This is a genomic window from Acetobacter fallax (assembly GCF_011516735.1).
Taxonomy (GTDB): domain Bacteria; phylum Pseudomonadota; class Alphaproteobacteria; order Acetobacterales; family Acetobacteraceae; genus Acetobacter; species Acetobacter fallax.
Map to the genome: position 1 here is coordinate 1 of NZ_WOSX01000048.1, position 22,472 is coordinate 22,472.

Annotated in this window: 15 protein-coding genes and 1 pseudogene; 7 read left to right on the top strand and 9 right to left on the bottom strand. The window is 61.0% G+C overall.

The window, feature by feature from the left end; all coding sequences use genetic code 11:
- The first annotated feature begins 425 nt into the window (after positions 1-425).
- From GOB85_RS15980 to GOB85_RS16005, 6 genes are all read left to right on the top strand, one after another.
- The gene (locus GOB85_RS15980) at positions 426-1,898 is read left to right on the top strand and encodes an amino acid permease (RefSeq protein ID WP_173578500.1); all 1,473 of its coding nucleotides are present in this window, start codon (positions 426-428) and stop codon (positions 1,896-1,898) included.
- 449 nt (positions 1,899-2,347) lie between these two features.
- Positions 2,348-3,244: a fructose bisphosphate aldolase gene (locus GOB85_RS15985; protein WP_173578501.1), complete on the top strand. Its 897-nt coding sequence runs from the start codon at positions 2,348-2,350 to the stop codon at positions 3,242-3,244.
- 371 nt (positions 3,245-3,615) lie between these two features.
- Positions 3,616-5,298, top strand: a complete 1,683-nt coding sequence (locus GOB85_RS15990; protein WP_173578502.1) for an alpha-keto acid decarboxylase family protein — start codon at positions 3,616-3,618, stop codon at positions 5,296-5,298.
- A 293-nt stretch (positions 5,299-5,591) separates the two neighbouring features.
- On the top strand, positions 5,592-6,335 hold the full coding sequence (locus tag GOB85_RS15995) for a (Fe-S)-binding protein (protein ID WP_173578503.1): 744 nt from the start codon (positions 5,592-5,594) through the stop codon (positions 6,333-6,335).
- 89 nt (positions 6,336-6,424) lie between these two features.
- On the top strand, positions 6,425-7,864 hold the full coding sequence (locus GOB85_RS16000; RefSeq protein WP_242011576.1) for a lactate utilization protein B: 1,440 nt from the start codon (positions 6,425-6,427) through the stop codon (positions 7,862-7,864).
- Positions 7,861-8,478, top strand: coding sequence for a LutC/YkgG family protein (locus GOB85_RS16005; protein ID WP_173578505.1), 618 nt, complete (start codon positions 7,861-7,863; stop codon positions 8,476-8,478). Before GOB85_RS16000 ends, GOB85_RS16005 begins: the two co-directional genes overlap by 4 nt.
- A 26-nt stretch (positions 8,479-8,504) precedes the next feature.
- Here GOB85_RS16005 and GOB85_RS16010 read toward each other — a convergent pair whose 3' ends face one another.
- The 7 genes from GOB85_RS16010 to GOB85_RS16040 form a co-directional block, all read right to left on the bottom strand.
- On the bottom strand, positions 8,505-8,747 hold the full coding sequence (locus GOB85_RS16010) for a hypothetical protein (protein ID WP_173579003.1): 243 nt from the start codon (positions 8,745-8,747) through the stop codon (positions 8,505-8,507).
- Positions 8,735-13,525, bottom strand: a complete 4,791-nt coding sequence (locus GOB85_RS16015) for an ATP-dependent helicase (protein ID WP_173578507.1) — start codon at positions 13,523-13,525, stop codon at positions 8,735-8,737. Before GOB85_RS16015 ends, GOB85_RS16010 begins: the two co-directional genes overlap by 13 nt.
- 149 nt (positions 13,526-13,674) lie before the next feature.
- Positions 13,675-16,269, bottom strand: a complete 2,595-nt coding sequence (locus GOB85_RS16020) for an MMPL family transporter (protein WP_173578513.1) — start codon at positions 16,267-16,269, stop codon at positions 13,675-13,677.
- A 155-nt stretch (positions 16,270-16,424) separates the two neighbouring features.
- Positions 16,425-17,246 (bottom strand): tRNA pseudouridine(38-40) synthase TruA, encoded by an 822-nt coding sequence (truA, locus tag GOB85_RS16025; RefSeq protein ID WP_242011574.1) that lies wholly within the window; start codon positions 17,244-17,246, stop codon positions 16,425-16,427.
- A 6-nt stretch (positions 17,247-17,252) separates the two neighbouring features.
- Positions 17,253-18,173: a methionyl-tRNA formyltransferase gene (gene fmt / locus GOB85_RS16030; protein ID WP_173578508.1), complete on the bottom strand. Its 921-nt coding sequence runs from the start codon at positions 18,171-18,173 to the stop codon at positions 17,253-17,255.
- Between the two features lie 209 nt (positions 18,174-18,382).
- Positions 18,383-18,931, bottom strand: coding sequence for a peptide deformylase (gene def / locus GOB85_RS16035; RefSeq protein ID WP_173578509.1), 549 nt, complete (start codon positions 18,929-18,931; stop codon positions 18,383-18,385).
- A 597-nt stretch (positions 18,932-19,528) separates the two neighbouring features.
- Positions 19,529-20,821, bottom strand: coding sequence for a DEAD/DEAH box helicase (locus GOB85_RS16040; RefSeq protein ID WP_173578510.1), 1,293 nt, complete (start codon positions 20,819-20,821; stop codon positions 19,529-19,531).
- Between the two features lie 261 nt (positions 20,822-21,082).
- On the opposite strand from GOB85_RS16040, the pseudogene GOB85_RS16045 reads away from it, so the two are divergent.
- A pseudogene (locus tag GOB85_RS16045) lies at positions 21,083-21,223 on the top strand (transposase); the annotation flags it as partial.
- Positions 21,224-21,467: 244 nt separating this feature from the next.
- Here GOB85_RS16045 and GOB85_RS19815 read toward each other — a convergent pair.
- Together GOB85_RS19815 and GOB85_RS16055 are read right to left on the bottom strand one after the other, a co-directional pair.
- Complete coding sequence (locus tag GOB85_RS19815) at positions 21,468-21,581, bottom strand: SEL1-like repeat protein (protein ID WP_173578511.1); 114 nt, start codon at positions 21,579-21,581, stop codon at positions 21,468-21,470.
- Positions 21,539-21,967 carry an SEL1-like repeat protein gene (locus GOB85_RS16055; RefSeq protein WP_173578512.1) on the bottom strand — a complete coding sequence of 143 codons (429 nt, stop codon included), beginning with the start codon at positions 21,965-21,967 and terminating at the stop codon, positions 21,539-21,541. Before GOB85_RS16055 ends, GOB85_RS19815 begins: the two co-directional genes overlap by 43 nt.
- Between the last annotated feature and the right edge of the window lie 505 nt (positions 21,968-22,472).

Here is a 22,472-nt window from a genome sequence, read left to right on the forward strand (position 1 = left end):
ACGCTCTTCAAGATACCGTCTGTGGAGCAATTGACGATATCTCTCATCGCCAGGCCGCAGCGTGCTTCACCGCCGCCGGATATGAACCAGACTGATCGGATTATGCTCTAACAGCAGACATTCAGCATTCCCCGCCAGACCACCCGTATTGCAAATCGTATAACCGTCCAGAATAAAGCAATATGCCGGTAGCTGCTCCTCGCGCCCGGACACAACGCAGCGCCCCCCTCCGCAAATCCTCCCTTCCTGAAAACTTTCCACTTCCCCTTAAAACCCCTAAACACCCCCGCCAGCAGCGAAGCCGGTGATTACCATTGGACATCGTTACGATCTCGCATGATTGTGGGATACAAGGCAGACCCGGCAGGGCACTTCCCCGCCGGAGCAGGGCGCACAAAGACCGGAAGCGGAGACGCAACAACAGCATGCTGGACGGAATGAACGCACAGGACACAACCACCCCCGGTGCCGAAAACGCGGACGGTTACCATAAAGGTCTCGGCAGACGGCAGATCCAGATGATCGCCATCGGCGGCGCCATCGGCACGGGCCTTTTCCTTGGCGCCGGCGCCCGCCTGCAAAGTGGTGGCCCGTCGCTGGCCCTCGTCTATCTGGTCTGCGGTTTCTTCGCTTTTCTGATCCTGCGGGCGCTTGGCGAACTCATCATGCACCGGCCCACAAGCGGCAGTTTCGTCGCTTACGCCCAGGAGTTCCTGGGAGAAAAATCTGCCTTCGTCGCAGGCTGGATGGCCTTCCTGAACTGGTCCATGACCGGCATCGCCGACATCACCGCCGTCGCGATGTATATGCATTTCTGGGCTCCGTTTGGCGCCGTGCCGCAATGGGTCTTCGCCCTCATCGCCCTCTGCGTCGTCACCAGCATGAATCTCATCGGCGTGAAATATTTCGGTGAGATGGAATTCTGGTTCTCGCTCCTCAAAGTCATCGCGCTTGTCATCTTTCTCGTTGTCGGAAGCGTGATTCTCGGCACCCGCATGCCGCTCGATGGCCACACCACCGGCCTGCATCTCATCAGCGACAATGGCGGCCTGTTCCCTCACGGTCTTCTCGCCGCGCTGGCCCTCACGCAGGGCGTGGTCTTCGCCTATTCCGGCATCGAGCTCATCGGCACCGCGGCAGGCGAATGCGCGGACGCCCGCTCCATCGTTCCGCGCGCGATCAACAGCGTAATCTGGCGTATCGCCCTGTTTTATGTCGGCTCGGTCGTGCTGATGGTCTGCCTGCTTCCCTGGACGGCCTACCACGCCGGCGTCAGCCCGTTCGTCACCTTCTTTCAGGCCCTCGGCGTGCCCTACGCCGACACCGCCATGAACATTGTCGTCCTGACCGCCGCCCTCTCCAGCCTGAACTCCGGTCTCTATTCGACAAGCCGCGTTCTCCGTGCCCTTGCCCTGGGCGGGTCCGCTCCCCGTGTCCTCACCCACATGAACAAAAATGCCGTGCCGTCGGCCGCCATCATGCTGATGGTCGTCATCTATCTGATCGGCGTCGTCCTGAACTATGTTGTCCCGAAAGACGTCTTCGAGATCGTGCTGAGCTTCGCGGCCGTCGGCGTGATCGGCCAGTGGGCCATTATCCTGGCCTGCCAGATCTCGTTTCGGCGCGCTGTGGCCCAGGGCCGCTATCCCGCGCCGACGTTCCCGATGCCAGCAGCTCCCGTGTCCGCCTGGGCCTCGCTCGGTTTTCTCGTCGTCGTCGTTGCTCTGATGGCATGGGATTATCCCGCCGGCACCTACACAGTGGCCGCCATCCCGCTCATCGGGCTGATTCTGTCCGTCGGCTGGTATCTGGCCCCCAAAAAGCCCCCGATGGCCATGCCGGAAACTGTCCCATCTGTTGAACTCACCCGCCGCGTGCTGGAGGGCAGCGGCGATTAGAGCCTCCTCCCGTCGGCCGGACGGGCCACGCGAGGTCGCCTGAAGAGACTCGCCGGACTTCAGCCGGCTCTGAAAACATGGCGATCCGCGCGGCTCTGTGTTTCCTCACGAATCGTCTTTCGGATGTACCGCCGCTCTTCTCCGACGCGGGAGCCTCAGTTCGCCCGTCACAAACAGTTCATGCGGAGAGCCCCGCCACAAAGCCCGTCGCAGTATTGTCTCTTTTTTCGTGACGATTCCCTGATGGCCGGTGCTGGATTCGGCGTGCGCGTCGTGTAATTGTCCAGGTCTGCCGGGACTGAATCGTGCCGGCCGGTGCCCCGTGACCGCGCCCGCTCCCTGACCGGATAAAACGGTCCTCCGGCGCGGTACTATGTGCTGATGCGGATGTGTCGGGGTGCCGGTAGTGCGTTTCAGATTCTCATCACGTGTTGAAAAAGGTAAGAACAATGTCCAGCGACCGGATGAAAACCCAGATGTCCGATAAGGGTGGCTTTATCGCAGCGCTCGACCAGAGCGGCGGCTCCACCCCCCGCGCCCTTGCCCAGTATGGCATCATGGAAACCGCGTACTCCGGCGACGAGGAGATGTTCCGCCTCGTCCACGAAATGCGCGTCCGCATCATCACGGCACCCTCGTTCAACGGTGACAAGGTTATCGGCGCGATCCTGTTCGAACGCACGATGGACGGTGAGGCGAAGGGCAAGCCCGTTCCGTCTTATCTGTGGGAAGATCGCGGCGTTGTGCCGTTCCTGAAAGTCGATAAAGGCCTCGAAGCCGAAAAAGACGGCGTCAGCCTCATGAAGCCGATTCCGGGTCTCGATGATCTTCTGGCCCGTGCCGTCAAACTCGGTGTCTACGGTACCAAGGAGCGCTCGGTCGTCAATCTGCCGAACCGCGAGGGCATCGCGGCCATCGCAAAGCAGCAGTTTGATCTCGCACAGCAGATCGCAGCCCACGGCCTCGTGCCGATTCTTGAGCCGGAAGTGCTCGTGAAGAGCCCCGACAAGCCGGGCGCGGAAGCCATCCTGCACGATGAACTGCTCAAAGGTCTCGACGCGCTGCCGGGCGACTACAAAGTCATGCTCAAGGTCACGATTCCTGACAAGGCTGACCTCTACAAAGATGTCGCCGAACATCCCCGCGTCGAGCGTCTCGTGGCGCTGTCAGGCGGCTATTCTCTGGATGACGCCTGCACCCGTCTGTCACATAATCACGGGATGATCGCGAGTTTTTCCCGCGCTCTGCTGGGTGGCCTGAAAGCGGATATGAGCGACGCCGATTTCGACGCGGCACTCTCAAAAACCATCGACAAAATCTACAGGGCCTCAGTCGATAAAGTCTGACGTCGGGGATGTCATGCCAGGAGGCAGGTCTCTGACCCTGTGAGGCGGACAGGTCTCCGCCCCGGAATGCGGCAAAGGCTCGCCTTTGCTTAAACAGGCCGGGGCGCAGGGGCCTGCGGTCTCTGCCGGGTTCAGGCAGAGCCCGGATTCTGGTAACCCTTTGAAAAATCACAGATCACACGGAACGTGAGCAAAATCTCTGTTTTACGTGACAACCATCTCCACACACCCAGATCCATATCGAAAAGATATAGATTGCACCATTTCCATATACTGGTCATCGGAACCATCAGGGATCAGACTACGCCCCATCGTTGAAACGGAGACCGGCAACCAGCCGCTCCCATCTTCACGCAGGGGATCCAAAACCCATGACAAAAACTTACACAGTCGGAAACTACCTGTCCGAGCGGCTCGGTCAGATCGGCCTGAAGCACCACTTCGCGGTCGCCGGCGACTTCAACCTCGTTCTGCTCGACCAGCTTCTCGAAGAAGGCTCAACGAAGCAGATCTACAGCTGTAACGAGCTGAACTGCGGCTACACCGCCGAAGGGTATGCCCGTGCGAATGGCGCGGCAGCCATGGTCATCACCTTCAACGTCGGCGCCCTCTCGGCCATCAATGCCATCGGCAGCGCCTACGCTGAAAGCCAGCCGGTGATCTTCATTTCCGGTGGTCCCAACACCAACGATCAGGGCGCGGGACATATCCTGCATCACACGATCGGCACGACGGATTATGGCTATCAGGCCGAGATGGTCCGTCATGTGACTTGTGCCACGGAAATCCTCCGCTCCGCTGAAAACGCACCGGCCCAGATCGATAACGCGATCCGCACGGCCCTGCGTCTGCGCAAGCCGGCCTATATCGAGGTTCCGTGCAATCTCGCCGCAGCACCCTGCACGCGTCCAGGGCCAGTCTCCGGCCTGCTCGCCGAGACCACGCCGGATAAGGTCAGCCTCGACGCCGCGATCAAAGCCGCCTGTACGTTTATCGAGACCCGCAAGAACGTGGCGATCCTCGTTGGCAGCCGTGTCCGCACCCTGGGATCGCTTGAGCCGGTCGTCGCCCTGGCCGAGCGGATCGGTTGCGCTGTCACCGTGATGGCCGGAGCCAAAAGCTTCTTCCCGGAAAACCACCCGTCCTTCCGCGGCGTTTACTGGGGTGAAGTCAGCACGAACGGCGCGCAGGACGTGATCGAGAAAGCCGATGGCGTGATCTGTCTGGCCCCGATCTTCAACGACTACGCCACGGTCGGCTGGCAGTCGCAGCCCGACGCGAAAAACATGCTGCTCGCGGATCTGAATGAAGTCACCGTCGACGGTCAGAGCTTCACCGGCTTCCACCTGGGCGCGTTCATCGCTGCCCTGTCGGAGAAGGCTCCGCGCCGCACGGCTTCGGTCGAAAGCACGAAGCTGCTGCCGGAAGTCATCCCGGGCTCCGCTCCGGAAGCGCCGCTGACCAATGATGAAATGGCGCGCCAGATCAACGGCCTGCTGGATAGCAAGACCACGCTGACCGCAGAGACGGGTGACAGCTGGTTCAATGCGATCCGTATGACACTGCCAGGCGGCGCGCGCGTCGAGACCGAAATGCAGTGGGGCAGCATCGGCTGGTCCGTGCCAGCCTCGCTTGGCACCGCCTACGCCGAGCCGGATCGTCAGCACGTGCTGATGGTTGGTGACGGATCGTTCCAGCTGACGGCGCAGGAAGTCGCGCAGATGGTCCGCTACGAGATCCCTGTGATTATCTTCCTGATCAACAACCGGGGATATGTCATCGAGATCAAAATCCATGACGGTCCGTATAACTACATCAAGAATTGGGACTACGCTGGTCTGATCAAGGCGTTCAATGCTGAAGACGGTCATGGTCTTGGTCTGCATGCCCGCACAGGCGCGGAACTGGCCGATGCCATCTCAAAGGCAAAAGCTAACAAAAAAGGTCCGACCCTTATCGAGTGCAGCATCGCCACGGAAGATTGCACCGACACCCTGGTTCGCTGGGGCAAAAAGGTCGCTGCTGCGAACGGTCGTCCGCCGCACGTCAGCTGAAAACCACGGCAGAATCCGCCGTCCGGCCAGTCCGGGCGGCGGTTTTTTGTTTTGGGGTGCCGAATCACGTTTCCCACGACAAATTCATCACCGGACCCGGCCGGTAGCGTTCATAACCGGTCTGGCTTTCCGTCGCTCCAGTGTCCGTCCGCTCACAGCGCGCGTGGATGGCGGAAAAGAAAACAGGCATTGACGACGCCTGAACTCGACAAAAGAACAGGATCCGGGCAATCCGGTGTCGTAATCTGGCCCGGTATCCGTCAGGAGGCTCCGGCCACCATGAGGAAGAGTTCATGCGAGTAGGGTTATTCGTTCCGTGTTACGTCGATGCGTTTCACCCGGAGGTCGGGCAGGCGACCCTCGAACTGCTGGAACGCTTTGGCGTCGAAGTCGATTATCCGTTCGATCAGACCTGCTGCGGTCAGCCGATGACCAATACCGGATGTCATGAAGAGTCCCGTGCCACTGAAGAACTTTTCGTCCGCAATTTCAGCGGTCATGATTACATCGTGGCGCCGTCCGGAAGCTGCGTGAACCACGTCCGGCACAATTTCGACGCTCCCGAACAGACCGATGACGTGAAACAGGTCCGTGCCCGCACTTATGAACTGGTCGAGTTCCTTCATGACATTCTGAAGGTCGATGCTTTCCCCTGGGCGGAATTCCCGCACAAAGTCGTCCTGCACAATAACTGTAATGCCCTGCGCGGCCTCAATATCGCCAGCATGAGCGAGTTGAGAGAAGCACAGTATTCGAAACCTCGTGATCTTCTCGACAAGGTCAAAGGACTCGAACTCGTCTCCATCGCCCGCCCGGATGAATGCTGCGGCTTCGGCGGCACCTTTTCCGTGTTCGAGGAAGCCGTCTCCGCCCGCATGGGTCAGGACAAGGCCCGCGATCAGGCCCGCTCAGGCGCCGAATATGTGACATCATCAGACAGTTCCTGCCTGATGCACCAGGAAGGCTGCGCGAAACGCCTCCACCTTCCGCAGAAATACATCCACATTTCGCAGATCCTGAACGGGGCACGCATATGAGCACGCCGCCGAAACCCACCACGCCCGCCGGGCGCACATCCGAAGGCGCGTCCGCAAATCTCACTCATGGCGCCGGTGCCAGCGTCACCATGCCGGCCCGTGGCCCGGAACCTCAGCCGCGTGGCGCCGTGATTCGCGGCAATCACCCGATCGATCAGGCTGAAGCGGCGAAGCGCTTCATGGCTGCTCCCGAACATCTGGCCATGCACGATCAGCGGCTCTGGGATCTGCGGCAGAAGCGGGACCGGCAAAAAGATCAGATTGAGGAATGGGAAGATCTCCGGCAACTCGCCTCGGATATCAAAACCCATACCCTGACCCATCTCGATACCTATCTCGAAGAATTCGAGAAGAATGCAAAAGCCAATGGCGTGCATGTTCACTGGGCGAAGGACGCCGCCGAGCACAACGCCATCGTCATCGACATTCTTCGCTCAAAGAACGCGAAGCGCCTCATCAAGAGTAAATCCATGCTCACCGAGGAATGTGGATTTCGGGAATATGCGGGTGAGCACGGCATCGAAGTCGTCGAAACTGATCTTGGCGAGCGCATCCAGCAGCTCGACGATGAAGCTCCAAGCCATGTCGTTGTCCCCGCAGTGCATAAACTCCGCACTGATGTCGCCGCCGTATTCGCGAAAACAATCGGCTCTGACCCCAATGATTCAGACGTCGCCTATCTCACGGAACAGCAGCGGGATCACACCCGGCCGCTGATCATCGGCGCGGATGCCGGCATGACAGGCTGCAATTTCGCCATTGCCGAAACCGGCTCCGTGGTCGTCTGCACGAACGAAGGCAATGCCGATCTGTCGGCCAACACCACCGGCCTGCACATCGTCTCCGTCGGTATCGAGAAAATTATCCCGAAATGTGATGATGCCGCCGTCTTCGTTCGCATGCTGTCCCGCAGTGCGCTGGGTTCGCCGATCACGCAATACACCTCGCATTTCCGTGGCCCGCGCAAAGGCGGCGAGATGCACATCGTCCTCGTCGATAATGGTCGCAGCGATCGCCTCGGCATGGAAAAGTTCTGGACATCGCTGAAATGCATCCGCTGTGGCGCCTGCATGAACACCTGCCCGGTCTTCCGCCGCTCCGGTGGCCTCAGCTACGGCGCCACCTATGCCGGCCCGATCGGCCTGATTATTGACCCGACCTTTAACCGTCATAAATACTCAACGCTGCCCTTCTCCTCGACGCTGAATGGCAGTTGCACCAATGTCTGCCCGGTGAAAATCAATATCCACGAGCAGATCGCGGACTGGCGCAGGGTAATGGCCGAAAATCACGAAATCCCGGCCTTTAAAAAGACCATGATGAAAGCCGCCGGCATGCTTCTGGCCTCGCCAAAGCTCTATCGCGCCAGCCTGCCCACAGCCGACAGCGCACTGCGTTATCTGCCGCGCTTTATCGTCTATAATCGCATGAACACCTGGACACGCGGACGCGAAATGCCCTCCGTGCCAAAGGAAACATTCCATCAGTGGTATAAGAAAAATCGCGGTAAAAATGGAAAGAAGTCATGAGCAGTGAAAGCCGCGCGGCCATCTTCGCCGCCATCCGCGCCAACCGCCCGAATATTCAGCCACCGCTGCCGGATGTCCCGCTTTTCGATGCGAATGCCCCCGACGATCTGGTCCCCCCTTTCATCGAAATGCTGGGTAAAATGGGTGGCTCAGTCCTGGAGGTGAAGGATGGCGACCCCATCGCCGCACTGCGCGCCGCCATCACCGATAAAGGCATCATCGCCACCTGCGTCCCCGAACTCCACGGTGATCCGTCGCTTCAGATTCGGGCCATCCTTTCCGACATGGCCCCTGTATCTCTCGCGGATGTCGAAATCGGGGTTGTGCGCGCCGCTTTCGGTGTGGCCGAGACCGGAACGGTCTGCCTCACGGATGACGAACTGATCGTCAACACCGCGGGCTTCCTGCCGCAGCACCTGATCGTTCTGCTGGACCCGAAGCAGATCGTCCCGAACCTCCATCACGCCTATAAGCGTCCGGAACTCCGGGACCATAACTACGCCGTGTTCCAGACAGGTCCGTCCGCCACCGCCGACATCGAAGGCGTCCTCGTTCACGGAGCGCAGGGCGTTCGCTCGCTTCGTGTGCTGTTCTGTCCGGCTGCAGTTCAGTAAATCGATTGGGCTGATCACAGATCGTTTCAGGGCTGAGCCCTGAAACCTGGCATCCAGCCCGACCAGCGTGTGCGGCCATACATGTCAGAATAATTGTAAGACGGACGCCCGGCATAATCACAGGAATAGTGCGCCTCGGAATTTGATGCTGTGCCGCGATAAGTTCCCGTTACCGATAACCCGATCTCCCTGTTGACCGCAATGAAAGGCAGTGTATTCGCGTTTGCAACCGGCTTTTCTGTAAAAGCAGATCCCGTCACCCACGCCATCCCAACCCTTTCGGCAGGGAAGAAAAGCCGGCCTGACGAAGGCTGTTTGCTGCGGGTGACCTCGTTGCCGGTTCACCATCAATCGTTTCCAGTGTGAACATGGCTCTTTTTTCTCGTTTCAGCGCCGCTGCGAGCGCAGCGACTGATGCCATGATCTGAGCCGGATAGCCGGGATCGTCCTGGTCGAAATACGTCAGCATCATCCGTCTGCCTGGCGGCAGAAAGACCATGAGCCGACCATCGCACAGAACGACAATGGCCCCTTTCCGCCGCGTCGGCTTTACGCCTGTGGGGTGCGCCGGCCAGGGCAGGATCGCGCCATACAGACAGGCAGGATCGAGAGCGGACAATGCCAGCACAACCGGTTCCGCGGGGGATGCGGCAGCCAGATCCCTGAGACGGTCGATCGTGTCACGATCCGCGAACTGAGCGCCACCAAGCCCCTCGACAAACCGCCCCCGAAGAATATGCCCCGCATCCTCCATGCCACGCAAAAGCGGTTGCAGAGCCGGAAAACCGCCACTTACCGCCTCGGCAACCGCCGCTCCACGTGTGACAATGCCATACCTGTCCAGAAACCTTTCCACGAGCGCCAGTCCGCGCACGGTATCCGTGCAAGGTTCGAGCGGGACCAGAGACCAGCGACCCGGCATCATGACATCATCCTGCGTCGAAGAACCGCGAAGAAAGGAACCGGGCGCGCGAAGCCGCGAAGCCGGCGCCCATATCCCGGAATACGGTCGCCTGGCGGGCGCGGCACGCTCTCCGCGCGGTTTGCGGGAACCCGTGAGCACCCGCAGCGGCGCAAACGTATCCGTGGAGACACACCCCATCCAGACCAGGCTCCAGAGAGCAGCCCGCACATCGGATGCAGCAACCGTTCCCGCATCCTGCTGCATCAGATCCCATAGCTGCCGAACGAAAAACGCACCGCCATCAGCCATGATGTGCAGAATCCGGGCCTGAAGCGGCGGCAGCTCTTCCGGCGAAACGGACGGCCGGGCAGGCAGCGTCTGCCCGGCGATGTCGCGCAGATGCAGGGAGACAAGCCCGTCATTCTCGCCGATAACTTCGTGCCCGACCCAGATGACATCGCCGCTGGCCAGAAGTCCGTCCAGCATGGCCGGCACGTAGTCGCGCACACGCACGGGGAAAATATGCATCTCCCAGAGCGAAGCCGGCAGTGGCAGCCCCGCCAGCTGTTCGACAACCCGGATCACCCCCTCCGTTCCCTCCAGCCCCCCATGACCCGGGACCGGCCCGCCGGATGCCGGGTCACCACCCGTCAGATAATGGCGTTCGGGAACAAGCCGCGCATAGACAAAAGGCGATACAGGCCGGGTCGCCTCCCGCGCCGCCCGCAGCGAACGCAGGCGAAGCCGACGGAAAACATCTTCAGAAACCCACTCATGTTTCGCAACAGGCGTTTCGGCAACGGGGGAAGATGCCTGCTCTTCAGATCGCCGCTCAATTCCGAAACTGCCCGTCAGAACCAGACTGCGATCACGAAGCTCTTCAAGAGCCCCCTCCGCCACAATCGCGCCAAGCCCGAAATGCGCCGCCACTGCCCCGGTGGTGAAGGGCGCATGCGTCCGCGCATATCGCGCCACGAGATCCCGCAGCGCATCACCGGAAGCACGGAGGAAAACAGCAGGAATCCCATCCGGCAACCGCACACCAAGCGCATCGCGCAATCTGCCCGCATCCTCGATAATCGCCCAGTGCTTATCACCGGCAATCTCAACCGGGATTACCCGCGCCGCCTGCTCCAGTCGGGCAAGATAGTCGCGTACGGCGTCTGTTTCCGCCTCCGCCACGCGCCGGAGAATTCCGGCGAGCGTCATCGGCCCCAGTTCGCGCAGCAAATCCACCACACCTTCAGCGCTGCTGACACGCCGATCCGGCAGGGTCCGCTGCAATTCCTGCCCGACGCGCTCAACAACGTCCGGATCGAGGATTTCGCTGAAATCCACCTGGCCCAGCAGGTCATCAAGCAGCCCCGTATCCAGGGACAGCACAGAGGCGCGACGCTCCGCAAGCGGCGCATCTCCCGCGTACATAAACTCGGCGACATAGCCGAACAGCATCGTGGCCGCGAAAGGCGAGGGGATGTCAGTCGTTACTTCAGCGAGACGAACACCGCCGTCGCGAAGCTCGCGCATCAGGTCATGCAGGGCATCCAGATCGTAAACATCCTGCAGACACTCCCGCGCCGCCTCAACAAGAATTGGAAAATCACGATGCTCCTGCGCGACCTGCAAAAGCTGCGCCGTCCGCAGCCTCTGCTGCCATAACGGCGATCGCTTGCCGGGCGTCCGACGCGGCAAAAGCAACGCCCGCGCCGCACACTCGCGAAAGCGCGACGCAAACAGAGCCGACCCGCCCACCATGGTCGTCAGCAGGCTCCGCAGCATATCGGGATCGAACAGAAACAGCTCACGTCCCGGAACACGCCCGTCCGTGTCAGGAATACGCGCCACAATCCCGTCGTCACTGGCCACAACCGACGGATCAGTCCCGAAATGTTCGCGCGCCCGCTCCGCGACAGCCAGCGCCCACGCAGCATGAACCCGCCGGCCATAAGGAGAGTGCAGGATAACGCGCCAGTCACCGGTTTCGTCACGACAGCGCTCGATCACCAGCGTTTTATCCGTCGGCAGAACGCCGGTGGCCTCATGCTGTTCCACGACATACCGCACGATGTTCGTCGCGGCATTCACATCCAGCCCAAGAGTCTTCAACTCTGTATCCAGAAGCTGAACCGATGCCTCCTCAATCGTCCTGTCGGCAATCCTCGTGTCGAGTTCACGAAGAAACCGCCCGATCGCCCGTCCAAGTTCGGCAGGACGGCCCGGACCATCGCCCCGCCAGAACGGAAGACGCGCGGAACGTCCCGGAGCAGGCACGACAATCACCTGATCGTTCGTGATCTGCTGAATCCGCCACGACGTCGCCCCGAGCGTGATCACATCATTCACCCGTGACTCGTAGACCATCTCCTCATCAAGCTCGCCAACCCTGCGCGCGCCGGCCTTTTCCTCCCCTTCCGGCAGCATGACGCTGTACATGCCGCGATCAGGGATCGTGCCGCCGCTGATCACCGCAAGCTGCTTCGCACCCGGACGCGCCGTTAAGGTGTTCTCCTTCCTGTCCCACACCAGGCGGGGCCGAAACTCAGAGAACGCATCAGAAGGATATTGTCCCGCCAGCATCTCAAGCGTGGCCCCGAACGCCTTTCGCGACAGCTCGCGAAACGGCCAGGATCGCCTGACTGTGGCGTACCAGTCCTCAACCCCGATCGTGTCCATCGCAACAGCCGCGACCGTCTGCTGGGCAAGCACGTCCAGCGGGTTGCAGGGCGGGACCATCGCCTCAAGCTCGCCCTTAAGCATGCACTGCGCCGTCACGGTCGCATCAATCAGATCACGCCGCGACCGGGGATAAATCAGACCCGTCGAAACACCTCCGACCTGATGCCCCGCGCGTCCCACGCGCTGCAACCCGCTCGCCACAGATGGTGGCGCGCCAACCTGAACCACCAGATCGACGAGTCCCATATCGATCCCGAGTTCCAGGCTCGATGTCGCGACAACACACCGCAACTCACCGGATTTCAGCGCCGCCTCGATTTCCGCCCGCTGCTCCTTCGAGACAGATCCGTGGTGAGACCGTGCAATCAGCGGCGCCACTCCCGCCGAACGCCCCTGCGTTCCCCCGGACCAGGAGTCATGATGCGTGGACTCCGTAACCAGCTCCGGCACCTGTTCCGCGCAGCGCTCCGCATAAAGCTCGTTCAGCCGTGCCGTCAGTTTCTCCGCCAGCCCCCGCGAATTGACAAAGACGATCGTCGACCGCCTGGCCAGCACCTGATCCAGAATATGCGCCGTGACATGCGGCCAGATCGAACCGACCTGGCCTGGCTGCCCCGGCCCGTCCGCCGCTCCGCCGGTCGCGGGAATGTCGCTCATATCCTCGACAGGAACGATAATGCGCAGCTCCAGCCGACGATCCGAACCCGGACTGACCACCGTGACCGCCTGAGCCCCGCCAAGAAAGCCCGCAACGCGATCGACCGGGCGAACCGTGGCCGACAGGCCGATCCGCTGCGCGGGCCGCTCCAGCAACCGGTCCAGCCGCTCCAGACTCAACGCAAGATGCGATCCCCGCTTGGTGCCGGCAACGGCATGAATTTCATCGATGATAACAGTCGTCACCTCACGCAGCGTCTCACGCGCGTTCGAGGTGAGCATCAGGTAAAGAGATTCCGGCGTCGTAATGAGAATGTCCGGCGGCCGCCTGACGAGCGCCGCCCGTTCCGGACCTGATGTGTCGCCAGTCCGCATCCCCACCGTGATCCTGACAGAAGGATCGCCCCGCTGCCCGCGTTCCATGCCGACACCATCAAGAGGGATCCGCAGATTGCGCTGCACGTCCGCCCCGAGTGCCTTGATGGGCGATATGTAAAGGATCTTTGTTCCCGGCCTGGCAGAGGCGGTCTTCGCAACTGTCTTCTCAGGGCGCCCGGTGGCTTTCGTTTCGCCTGCGCTGAAGAGGCGGTCGATGGCCAGCAGAAAGGCTGCGAGGGTCTTGCCGGACCCTGTGGGCGCGATGACGAGAACACACCCGCCTTTACGGATTTCTGTCCAGGCCGCGCTCTGAACCGCAGTCGGAGTGCTGAAGGTCTTTGAAAACCATGCGCACGTTGGGGGCGCAAACGAGACCAGACTGTTTTTTGCCGCACTGCTTTTCGACAGATCAGGCTGGTGCGTGCGCGACATGGGTAACAGTCTCCGATCAGTGCGCAGCGTGGTGCCCGGTGACGGTCCGGCACGCTGCATCTGTCCGGCTTCCCTCAGCGCGGAGCCGGGTTTCGCCTCCGCAGATCAGCAACCAGAACCGTCACGCCCTGCCCGTCACACCCCGTCCATCACGCCTTGTCTTCAGGTCGCGTCGGCAGCAGCGCCGGAACAAACACCAGCGTCGCCAGCAACGTGCAGCCCAGCGACCACAGCAGCAGCCGCCCCATGCTCGCCGTGCCCGGATGATGCGACAGCGCCAGAGACCCGAACGCCGTCCCCGTCGTCAGCGCCGAGAACAGTACCGCCCGCGCCGTCGGTGAGGCGAGGGGAGATGTCACCCCGGCCCGCCAGTTCATCACAAAGTAAATGTTGAACGACACCCCCACGCCCAGCAGCAGCGGCAGCGCAATGATGTTGGCAAAGTTCAGCGTCTCGGGAATCATGACCACCAGGATCACCGTCATCAGCGCCGACATGATCAGCGGCGCCAGAACCAGCCCCATATCCAGCACCCGGCGCAACGCAAACACCAGAATGATCGCAATCATCACAATCGCCGACAGCGCCGCCACGGTGAAGGAATGAACGATCGTCCGCGCCGCCTCCACAATGTCCACCGCCGAGCCCGCCATGTCCGGCGACAGCGTCTGCACCGCCTCCACAAAACGACGCAAAGCGCCTTTCTTCTCCATCAGTCCCCGCGGATGGATCTCAACCAGTGCCCGGCCGTCCGGCAGCAGATAATCCTGCGCAATCACCGGCGGTATATCTTTGATCGTCACAGGCTGCGCCGAGAGCACATCCTTCAGTGAGTCCAGCTGCATCGGCAGAAACCGGACCAGATCAGCATTCGTGCGGACCGCCAGATCATCCGGCACGGTCGCCAGCTTCGCCAGCGCCGCCTGAATCCGCCGCAGCGGATCATTCGCCGCCAGCCCGTTCAGAACGCTGCCAAGCGCCGTTGCCGCAGCCCCCGCAGACGCCTTGATCGCCGCCGCATCCGGCGTCGGTTTCGGATGATCCACAATCAGTGTCGGCAGCAGAATTCCCGCCGCATCCTGGATCATAGCCAGCTTGGTGTCCTGATCCGTCGGCACATAAGAGCCGAGCCACATCGCATCATGAACCTCAGGCAGCTTCGAGGCCCGGTCAGCCATCGCCTTCGCCGCATCCAGGTTCGGCGCCAGATACTCGGCGCTGTAAGGCGAGGACAAAGGGTTCGCCATCAGAAGATGCAGCGTCCGCATGCCTTCCGATTTCGGATCTTTCGTGTGCAGAGGATCGCCATCGAAGCGAAGGCTCGGAATCAGCGCGAGGCCGGTCAGCGCAAGAACGCCAAATACGCCAAGAATGACCCACCGCCACTTCCGGATCATCCGGTCAGCCGGCTCCATCATCACATAGCCCGTCACCGGATGATCGACCGATGGCCGGAAAATCCGGAGCAGGGCAGGGAGCAGCGCGATCGTGCAGGTGAACGCCACAAGCATGCCAATGCCGGCAATCAGACCAAGCTGCGCAACACCCTTGAAGGCCGTTGGCGTAAAGGCCAGGAACCCGGCTGCCGTCGCCAGCGCCGCCACCAGGATCTGATGCCCCGTCTCCTCGCCCGTGTGGAACAGCGCTTCCTCAAGCCCCGCCAGACCTTTTTTCGTCAGATGCTGCCCGCGAAACCGAACCGAAAACTGGATCGCGAAATCCACCGCGATGCCGACAAACAGAATGGCAAACGCCACCGAAATGAGATTCAGCGTGCCTACCGCCGCAGCCGCGAAACCAGTCGTCAGCAGAAGCCCGACAACCAGGGTGATCACAATCGGGACAATGATCCGCCATGTGTGCACAGCCAGCGTCAGCCACAGCGTCACCAGTGCGAGCGACCCAAGAAGCCCCGCAACCATGCCCTTCGCCACGGTCGCGAACTCTTCATCGTCAATCCGCACCTCGCCGGTAATATAGACATGCGCATTGCCCGAGCGGACGAATTCCAGATCTCTGATCGCGGCCTTCATCGCATCCGTCGCCGATCCGCCAGGCTGAAATGAGTTATAATCCAGCTTCGGCTGCGTCATCACGAACTGATAGCGACCGCTAAGGTCAGAAAGCGCGCCCGCCAGAAGACGCTGCCAGGACAGTGGCGTCGGATGCCCGTCAGCCGCCGCCTCCAGATTGATCGCAAATCCGGTCAGAGCCGTCTGAAACCCGGCAAGGTTGGCCTGCCCGCGCTTCACGCCCTCGGCAATCAGACCCAGCGAGTCAAACAGCCCCCGCGCCGAAGGATCAGCCGCCAGCGACCCGAGAAAAGGCTGAGCCGAGACCGTGTCATCCAGAACCTTTTCCAGCGGCTTCGTGTCCAGAAACATCAGCCCGTTGCGGTTCAGATACGGCTCATCATCCGGTACACGCACATAGTTGAAATTTCCGTGATCGCCCGAAAGCTTCGCTGCCAGAGCCCGCGCCGTCGCCCGGCCTTCCTCGGGAAGATCCGCCTCGATCACCGCAACCAGCAGATTCTCTTTCTGGGGAAACAGTTTGCCCATCTGATCGGAGCGCTGTTTCCAGGCCAGTTTGTCCGACAGCATCTTGCTGGTGTCGGTCGTAACGCCCAGATGCGTCACGCTCATCCAGACCGACATCGCCGCAAGCACAAGGAAAAGAGTAAGCACGACATAAGCGCGGTGCGCGCAGATGACGATGAACCGGCCGATGAGTTGGGAAATCATTGCAGTGCGTTCGACCCTGGACATGAGCGCCACGCGACGACCTGACGCGCGCACGCCATTGCGGGACAATGACAGCCGTCCCGGATGGACAAACGCTTCCTTTGGCGCAACCCGAAGGGCGGCGCAAGGTCGTTACAGTGAAGGAATGCGACGGCTCAGTCCGATGCCACAAGCGCAAACGGGTCAGGATCGTAATTCACACCCGCGAGACAAAGACCCTCAGCCGGCGCCGTCGGCCCGCCCGCCCGCCGGTCCCGCGCCTCCAGCGCCTCCCGAACCCGTGCCAGTGACCAGTGCCCGCCGCCAACAAGCTTCATCGTGCCCACCAGATTACGCACCTGATGATGCAGAAATGACCGCGCCTCGACATGGAACGTCAGAACGTCGCCCTCCCGCGTCACATCAAACCGCTCCAGCGTGCGGATCGCATGTTTCGCCTGACAGGAGGTCGCCCTGAAACTCGTGAAATCATGCGTCCCCAGCAGCAGCCGCGTGGCCTCCTGCATCGCCCCGACATCCATCGGAAACTTCACATGCCAGACCCGGTTCACGTCCAGCGCCGCTCGCCCGGGACGATTGAGTATCCGGTAACGATAGCGCCGCTTCACCGCTGAAAACCGCGCATTCCAGGACGGCGAAACCCGCGCCGCCGCCAGCACAACCACCGGATACGGCTTCAGATGAAAGGAAATTCCGTCCCGCACAGCCCGCTCAACCAGCGGCAGTCCCGCCGGAAAATCGAGATGCGCGACCTGCCCGCTGGCATGAACCCCCGCATCCGTGCGTCCCGCCGTAATGCTCGGAACCGCCAGTCCACCCGCAAGATGCGAGGCCGCCGTCTCCAGCAACTCCTGGACCGAAAGTCCGTTCTTCTGCCGCTGCCAGCCAACAAACGGCGTCCCGTCATATTCGATCTTCACGGCCCAGCGCTGAACATCTTCGGGCGCCATGTCGGAGGTTACCACCGCCTCTGTCATGACAGGCTATTCACCACCCAGAACCGTCCCGACAGCCACCGGCCGGCCACGCAGATACGCCGCCGCCTCAACCATTCCACGTCCCGGCCGCTGCAACCGGGTAATCCGCAGCCCCGTCCCGCCGCCACACACAACCGTCAGCGCCTCATCCACCACCTCACCCGGAAGACCACCAGCCACGGCGCCCACCGGCTGCACCGACCCGATCTTCAGCACCACATCACCCAGCGTCGTAAACGCCCCCGGCCACGGCGTCAGCGCCCGAACCTGACGATCAATCACTTCCGCCGGCTGCCGCCAGTCGATCCGGCCGTCATCCTTTGTCAGCCGCGCCGCATAGGTCACGCCCTCTTCCGGCTGCACCACCGGCGCCGGCCGCTCCGCCAGCACCTCGACAATCATCTTCGCCCCAAGCGCCGCCAGTTCATCATGCAGCGTGCTCGCCGTCGTCTCCGCTGTGATCGGAACCGGCACCGAAGCCAGCATCGCCCCCGTATCGAGTCCGATATCCATCTGCATGATCGTCACGCCACTTTCGGTATCGCCCGCCAGAATGGCGCTCTGGATCGGCGATGCTCCCCGCCAGCGCGGCAGCAGACTGGCATGAATGTTCAGACACCCCAGCTTCGGCGCGTCCAGCATCTCCGCGGGCAGGATCAGCCCGTAAGCGGCCACCACTGCCGCATCCGGCTCCAGCGCCGCAAAAGCCTCCAGCTCGCTCTGATTCTTCTTCACCCGAACCGGAGACCGCACCGGAATGCCCAGAGCTTCCGCCGCATGCTGAACAGGGGAGGGACGCAATGCCTGCCCGCGCCCGGCCGGGCGCGGCGGCTGCGTATAAACCGCCACAATCTCATGCCCGGCATCATGCAGCGCATACAAAGCCGGTACCGCAAAATCAGGCGTACCCATAAACGCAAGACGCATCGGCTTCTGCTCTCCCGGAAAATGACGGTCCCAGGTTAAGACCTGTCACCGCAAAAAGACCGCACTCTGCCCGGACCCGACAAAGGTCACGGACCTTTGCAAACTATTTTATTAAACAAACCGGGGTGCCCGGGCCGTCGGGCGCAGCACGCCGTCGCGTGACGGCCCATGAAGGTCAGAGTCCCGGAAACACTGCCACGGTCGCGCGCTCAGCGCCGCGCTTTCATCTCCTTCGCCAGACGCCGCATAATCATGCTGCGCTTCAGCGACGACAGATGATCGACAAACAGAATCCCGTCGAGATGGTCAATCTCATGCTGGATGCACGTCCCCAGCAACCCGTCCACATCCCGCTCACACGTCTCGCCATTCAGCATCGTATAGCGCACCCGCACCGACTCAGGCCGGATCACCTCCGCATACTGATTCGGCAGGGACAGACATCCCTCCTCATGCGGAGCCATCATTTCGCTCTCGGTCAGGATCTCCGGATTGATCATCACAATCGGCTGGCGCTCTTCCTCCTCGCCCAGATCTACCAGCGCATAACGCAGCCCGATCCCTACCTGAGGGGCCGCCAGGCCAATGCCCGGTGCTGCATACATCGCCGAGAACATGCCCGTCAGACCCTCACGGATCGAAGGCATGTCCTCCGGTTTAACAGGACGCGCCGTCTGACGAAGAATCGCCTGAGGTGCAATCAGGATCGGCATCGGCTTCGCCGTCGCGGCCGCCGCGGAATAGTCTGCTTCATTCATGGTGACACGCATGTAGCGATATGGCGCGGGGTTTTCCAGTGCTGTGTTGGCGGGACGTTACGATCACCAGCAAGCGGACATGATCCCATTTCTGTCTCTTGTCCGGGATGACGAGCACGACGAATACCGGGTAATGACTGAAAGGACCAACATCTGGTCATCAGGTTATGAGACGTCGTCTGTTGCACGAAATTCCGGTTCAGGCGCTCTTCTTACCCGGCTTGTCTCGTCCTTCTGCAGGCACAGGTGGCCTGACCAGCATCCTCTGACAATCCTGAAGTGATGCAAAAAGGTGCTGAAACGACAGCCACCAGGACCAGGTTCTGTTGACAAAAGACCATTTCAGGTCATTGGAGATGTGATTCAAAGCTGGTCTTTGCGGAGGCCAGTGAATGCGTGCGACCTGACGGACGAGGAATGGGCGATTGCCGGCAATCCGCTGTCGCCTGAACGTGGCCGCTGGTGCCGGCCAGCACAGGATAATTGTCTGTTTCTCAACAGAACCTGAGCAGACATCAGGTGCCTTTGTTCTGGCGAGAACCGGCAACACCGGCGGGACGACAAAACTCCGTCGTGATGACGCACCCGCCAGTCTGATCAGACTTTTTCCCGGGCCGTCATGGCCGCTGCCCGTGCGGCGAGCTTCTCTTCCTCAGTCCACATTTTGCGCTCGCGTACTTTCGGCGGCTTGATTTTCTTTGCCGGCCCACCGCCCAGCACGGGAGGGCGCATGGTCGAGTTTTGCGCCTCTTCCGAATGCCACTCGTGATCGGCGTGAACAATCAGGGCACGGCCGATCTCCCGCTCCACATCATGCAGCCAGGCGCGCTGTTCGGCATCGCAGAGCGTAATGGCGAAGCCGCTGCGCCCTGCGCGACCGGTGCGGCCTATCCGGTGGACATAGCTTTCCGGCAGGCTCGGCAGGTCGTGATTGAAAACGTGCGTTACTGTATCGACGTCGATGCCGCGTGCTGCGATATCCGTCGCCACCAGAACCTGTACGGTTCCGTCACGGAAGGCGTTCAGCGCGCGCTCCCGCTGGCCCTGTGACCTGTTGCCGTGCAGGGCCTCAGCCGTGACACCCGCCTCTGTGAGGAAGGCGCAGACTTCGTTGGCAATATTTTTCTGCAGAGTGAAAACCACGGCCTGGCCGATCCCGGGCGTCTGCAACTGCGCCAGCAGGGCCTCTTTCTTGTCGGCCGCATTGAGGAACATGACCGACTGCTCGATCCGGTCGACGGTGGTTGAGGGCGGGGCGATCTCGACCTTTGCCGGATCGCGCAGGAGGCTCTCGGCCAGCGTGGCGATGGATTTCGGCATCGTTGCCGAAAACAGCACTGTATGGCGATCCTTCGGCAGCGTCTCGACGATCTGCTCGATCGGTTTTGCGAAGCCCATATCGAGCATCTGGTCGGCCTCATCCAGCACCAGCGCCTCAAGCTGTGACAGATTGCAGAGGCCCTGCTCGATCAGATCCAGCAACCGTCCCGGCGTGGCCACGATGATGTCCACGCCAGCCCTGAGCGCATTGACCTGGTGGAACTGACTGACGCCGCCGAAGATTGTTGTCACGCTCAGCGTCTGATGACGACCGAAGCGCTCGAAGCCGTCGGCGATCTGAGAGACCAGTTCGCGCGTAGGTGCGAGAACCAGGACGCGGGCACCGCCTGCGGGCGCGGGGCGGGGCGCCCCGGCAAGGCGATGCAGCAGCGGCAGCGCGAAGGAGGCGGTCTTGCCTGTACCAGTCTGCGCCATGCCCAGCAGGTCGCGGCCTTCCAGGAGCATCGGGATTGATTGGGCCTGAATGGGGGTCGGGCTGACATACCCTTCCTCGGCCAGAGCACTGAGCAGGCCTGGCGCCAGGGCGAGATCGGCGAAAGTCATGGTCATGGTCAGGCGGCGCCTCCGGCGCTCAGTAAGGTTGCGCCAAATCGGGCTTCGCTGGTTCAGAACGCGGGCTCTTAGCGGGTAATGCTATATTGCGTCAACGCTGAGAGGAGTGGCGGCACAGCGGCTCTTTCCTCCGGCCGCGGCGGGTGCCCTGCAATCGAGCGCGTGTTCGGTCGTATGAGGGAATGGCAGCGGACTGCCATCTGCTATGATCGCCTCGCCGGGAGCAGGACGGTTCTGTTTAACCCCGTTTTGTGATTTCCTTATCTTCTTCTGATGAAAGAAGACGCGGAACAACGCCATCATGATCTGCGGGAGTTGTTCAACAGTCTGCGGTATGTGATCCGTGGCAGTATTGCGTGGCGGGCGATGCCGAAAGATCTTCCGCCGTGGTCACGAATTATCGGATCCGGAGCCGCGCGATAGCAGCACAGCAGAAAACCTGAAATACAGTCACACTATATGGACGGAACCGAGGAAGGGTCCATGGGCCGGGATCCATGGAATGCCAGTGGAGGGGATAATCTTGTCGGAATACCGGCGAAGTTTTTGTAATTTACCGGAGCAGCATTCCTGCGGCGCACCATGCCTCAGGCGGGGCAATATGGTAGTCCCGATTAACGTGACATCGGCCGGGTAAGCGCAGTCAGCGGGGCGGAATATAGCCGGCATGCGTGGCTTTCCCGAACCATTCACGGGCTTTGGTATGGTCCCTTGCTACCCCATGGCCTTGTTCATAGAGATCGCCAAGGTTGTGCATTGCCCTCGGGTTGCCGGCGTGGCGGCCTTTTCGAACCACTGGCGAGCTCTGACATAGTCCTGCGGCACGCCCCGGCTCATGTTGTAAGCCCGGGCTGTGCCAGGCAGGGCGTTACTGCCGGTGTTACCGGATGACGTCGCGATGCACTGAACGACAGCGTCCGCGCCAAGGCTGGCCCCGATACGCCGGGCTTCAGCTTCGCACGATTTAAGATCTCCGTACCACGGCGTTGATCCCTGCGCAGCCGCTCCGGATTTCTGGCTGATGACAGTCCTGATCATAAACGGAGCCGACCCGGCGTTCTCCTGGGCACGGGCATGAATGGTGAAGAATGTCGCCACGACGACGATGATGGCCGGGAAAGCTTCAATGGTCGAAATGCCCATGATGTTCCTGCGCGCGATTTTTATGTGACCAACAAATTAGCAGGATACAGAAATGTTACAAATAAGATACATGTCGCAATACAGCGATGCCCGTCCGGCAAACACACAAAGGCGGCCGGAGCGCGACCTGTCAGGGTTTTACAGGATCAGGCTTCTCAAAGATGGCTGCCGCCCTGTTTATCAGGTCACCGCCGAACGGATCATCATCTATGTGATTGCCGCTGGTCGGAGAGCCTGTAATGAAGTCTGTGAACTTGCAGCCAGACAAACCGACTGAACTGAGTGTCATGTCTGTAAGTCAGCTCTCGCCTTCATTTAAGTCATTTCATTTCCGGTTCCACAGAGCAGGAAGTGGACATCAGGAAACTGGCTTAGCAGCCTGTCGGGTTGGGGCACCCTGTGAAGGGGTAAGGTTGTAAGGTGGTGAGATGAGCAGCTTCATCCCGTCTGACCGGTCTCAGCCGTATCTTCTGCCGCCTGATCTGAAGTCGTGGCTTCCTGCTGA

Coding starts and splice junctions, on each gene's coding strand:
- GOB85_RS16000 (WP_242011576.1), top strand. CDS start 6,425: ATGCCGGCCCGTGGCCCGGAACCTCAGCCGCGTGGCGCCGTGATTCGC.
- def (WP_173578509.1), bottom strand. CDS start 18,931: ATGAATGAAGCAGACTATTCCGCGGCGGCCGCGACGGCGAAGCCGATG.
- GOB85_RS16040 (WP_173578510.1), bottom strand. CDS start 20,821: ATGACCATGACTTTCGCCGATCTCGCCCTGGCGCCAGGCCTGCTCAGT.
- fmt (WP_173578508.1), bottom strand. CDS start 18,173: ATGCGTCTTGCGTTTATGGGTACGCCTGATTTTGCGGTACCGGCTTTG.
- truA (WP_242011574.1), bottom strand. CDS start 17,246: ATGACAGAGGCGGTGGTAACCTCCGACATGGCGCCCGAAGATGTTCAG.
- GOB85_RS15990 (WP_173578502.1), top strand. CDS start 3,616: ATGACAAAAACTTACACAGTCGGAAACTACCTGTCCGAGCGGCTCGGT.
- GOB85_RS16055 (WP_173578512.1), bottom strand. CDS start 21,967: ATGGGCATTTCGACCATTGAAGCTTTCCCGGCCATCATCGTCGTCGTG.
- GOB85_RS16005 (WP_173578505.1), top strand. CDS start 7,861: ATGAGCAGTGAAAGCCGCGCGGCCATCTTCGCCGCCATCCGCGCCAAC.
- GOB85_RS15995 (WP_173578503.1), top strand. CDS start 5,592: ATGCGAGTAGGGTTATTCGTTCCGTGTTACGTCGATGCGTTTCACCCG.
- GOB85_RS16010 (WP_173579003.1), bottom strand. CDS start 8,747: ATGGCGTGGGTGACGGGATCTGCTTTTACAGAAAAGCCGGTTGCAAAC.
- GOB85_RS15980 (WP_173578500.1), top strand. CDS start 426: ATGCTGGACGGAATGAACGCACAGGACACAACCACCCCCGGTGCCGAA.
- GOB85_RS16015 (WP_173578507.1), bottom strand. CDS start 13,525: ATGTCGCGCACGCACCAGCCTGATCTGTCGAAAAGCAGTGCGGCAAAA.
- GOB85_RS15985 (WP_173578501.1), top strand. CDS start 2,348: ATGTCCAGCGACCGGATGAAAACCCAGATGTCCGATAAGGGTGGCTTT.
- GOB85_RS19815 (WP_173578511.1), bottom strand. CDS start 21,581: ATGCACAACCTTGGCGATCTCTATGAACAAGGCCATGGGGTAGCAAGG.
- GOB85_RS16020 (WP_173578513.1), bottom strand. CDS start 16,269: ATGATTTCCCAACTCATCGGCCGGTTCATCGTCATCTGCGCGCACCGC.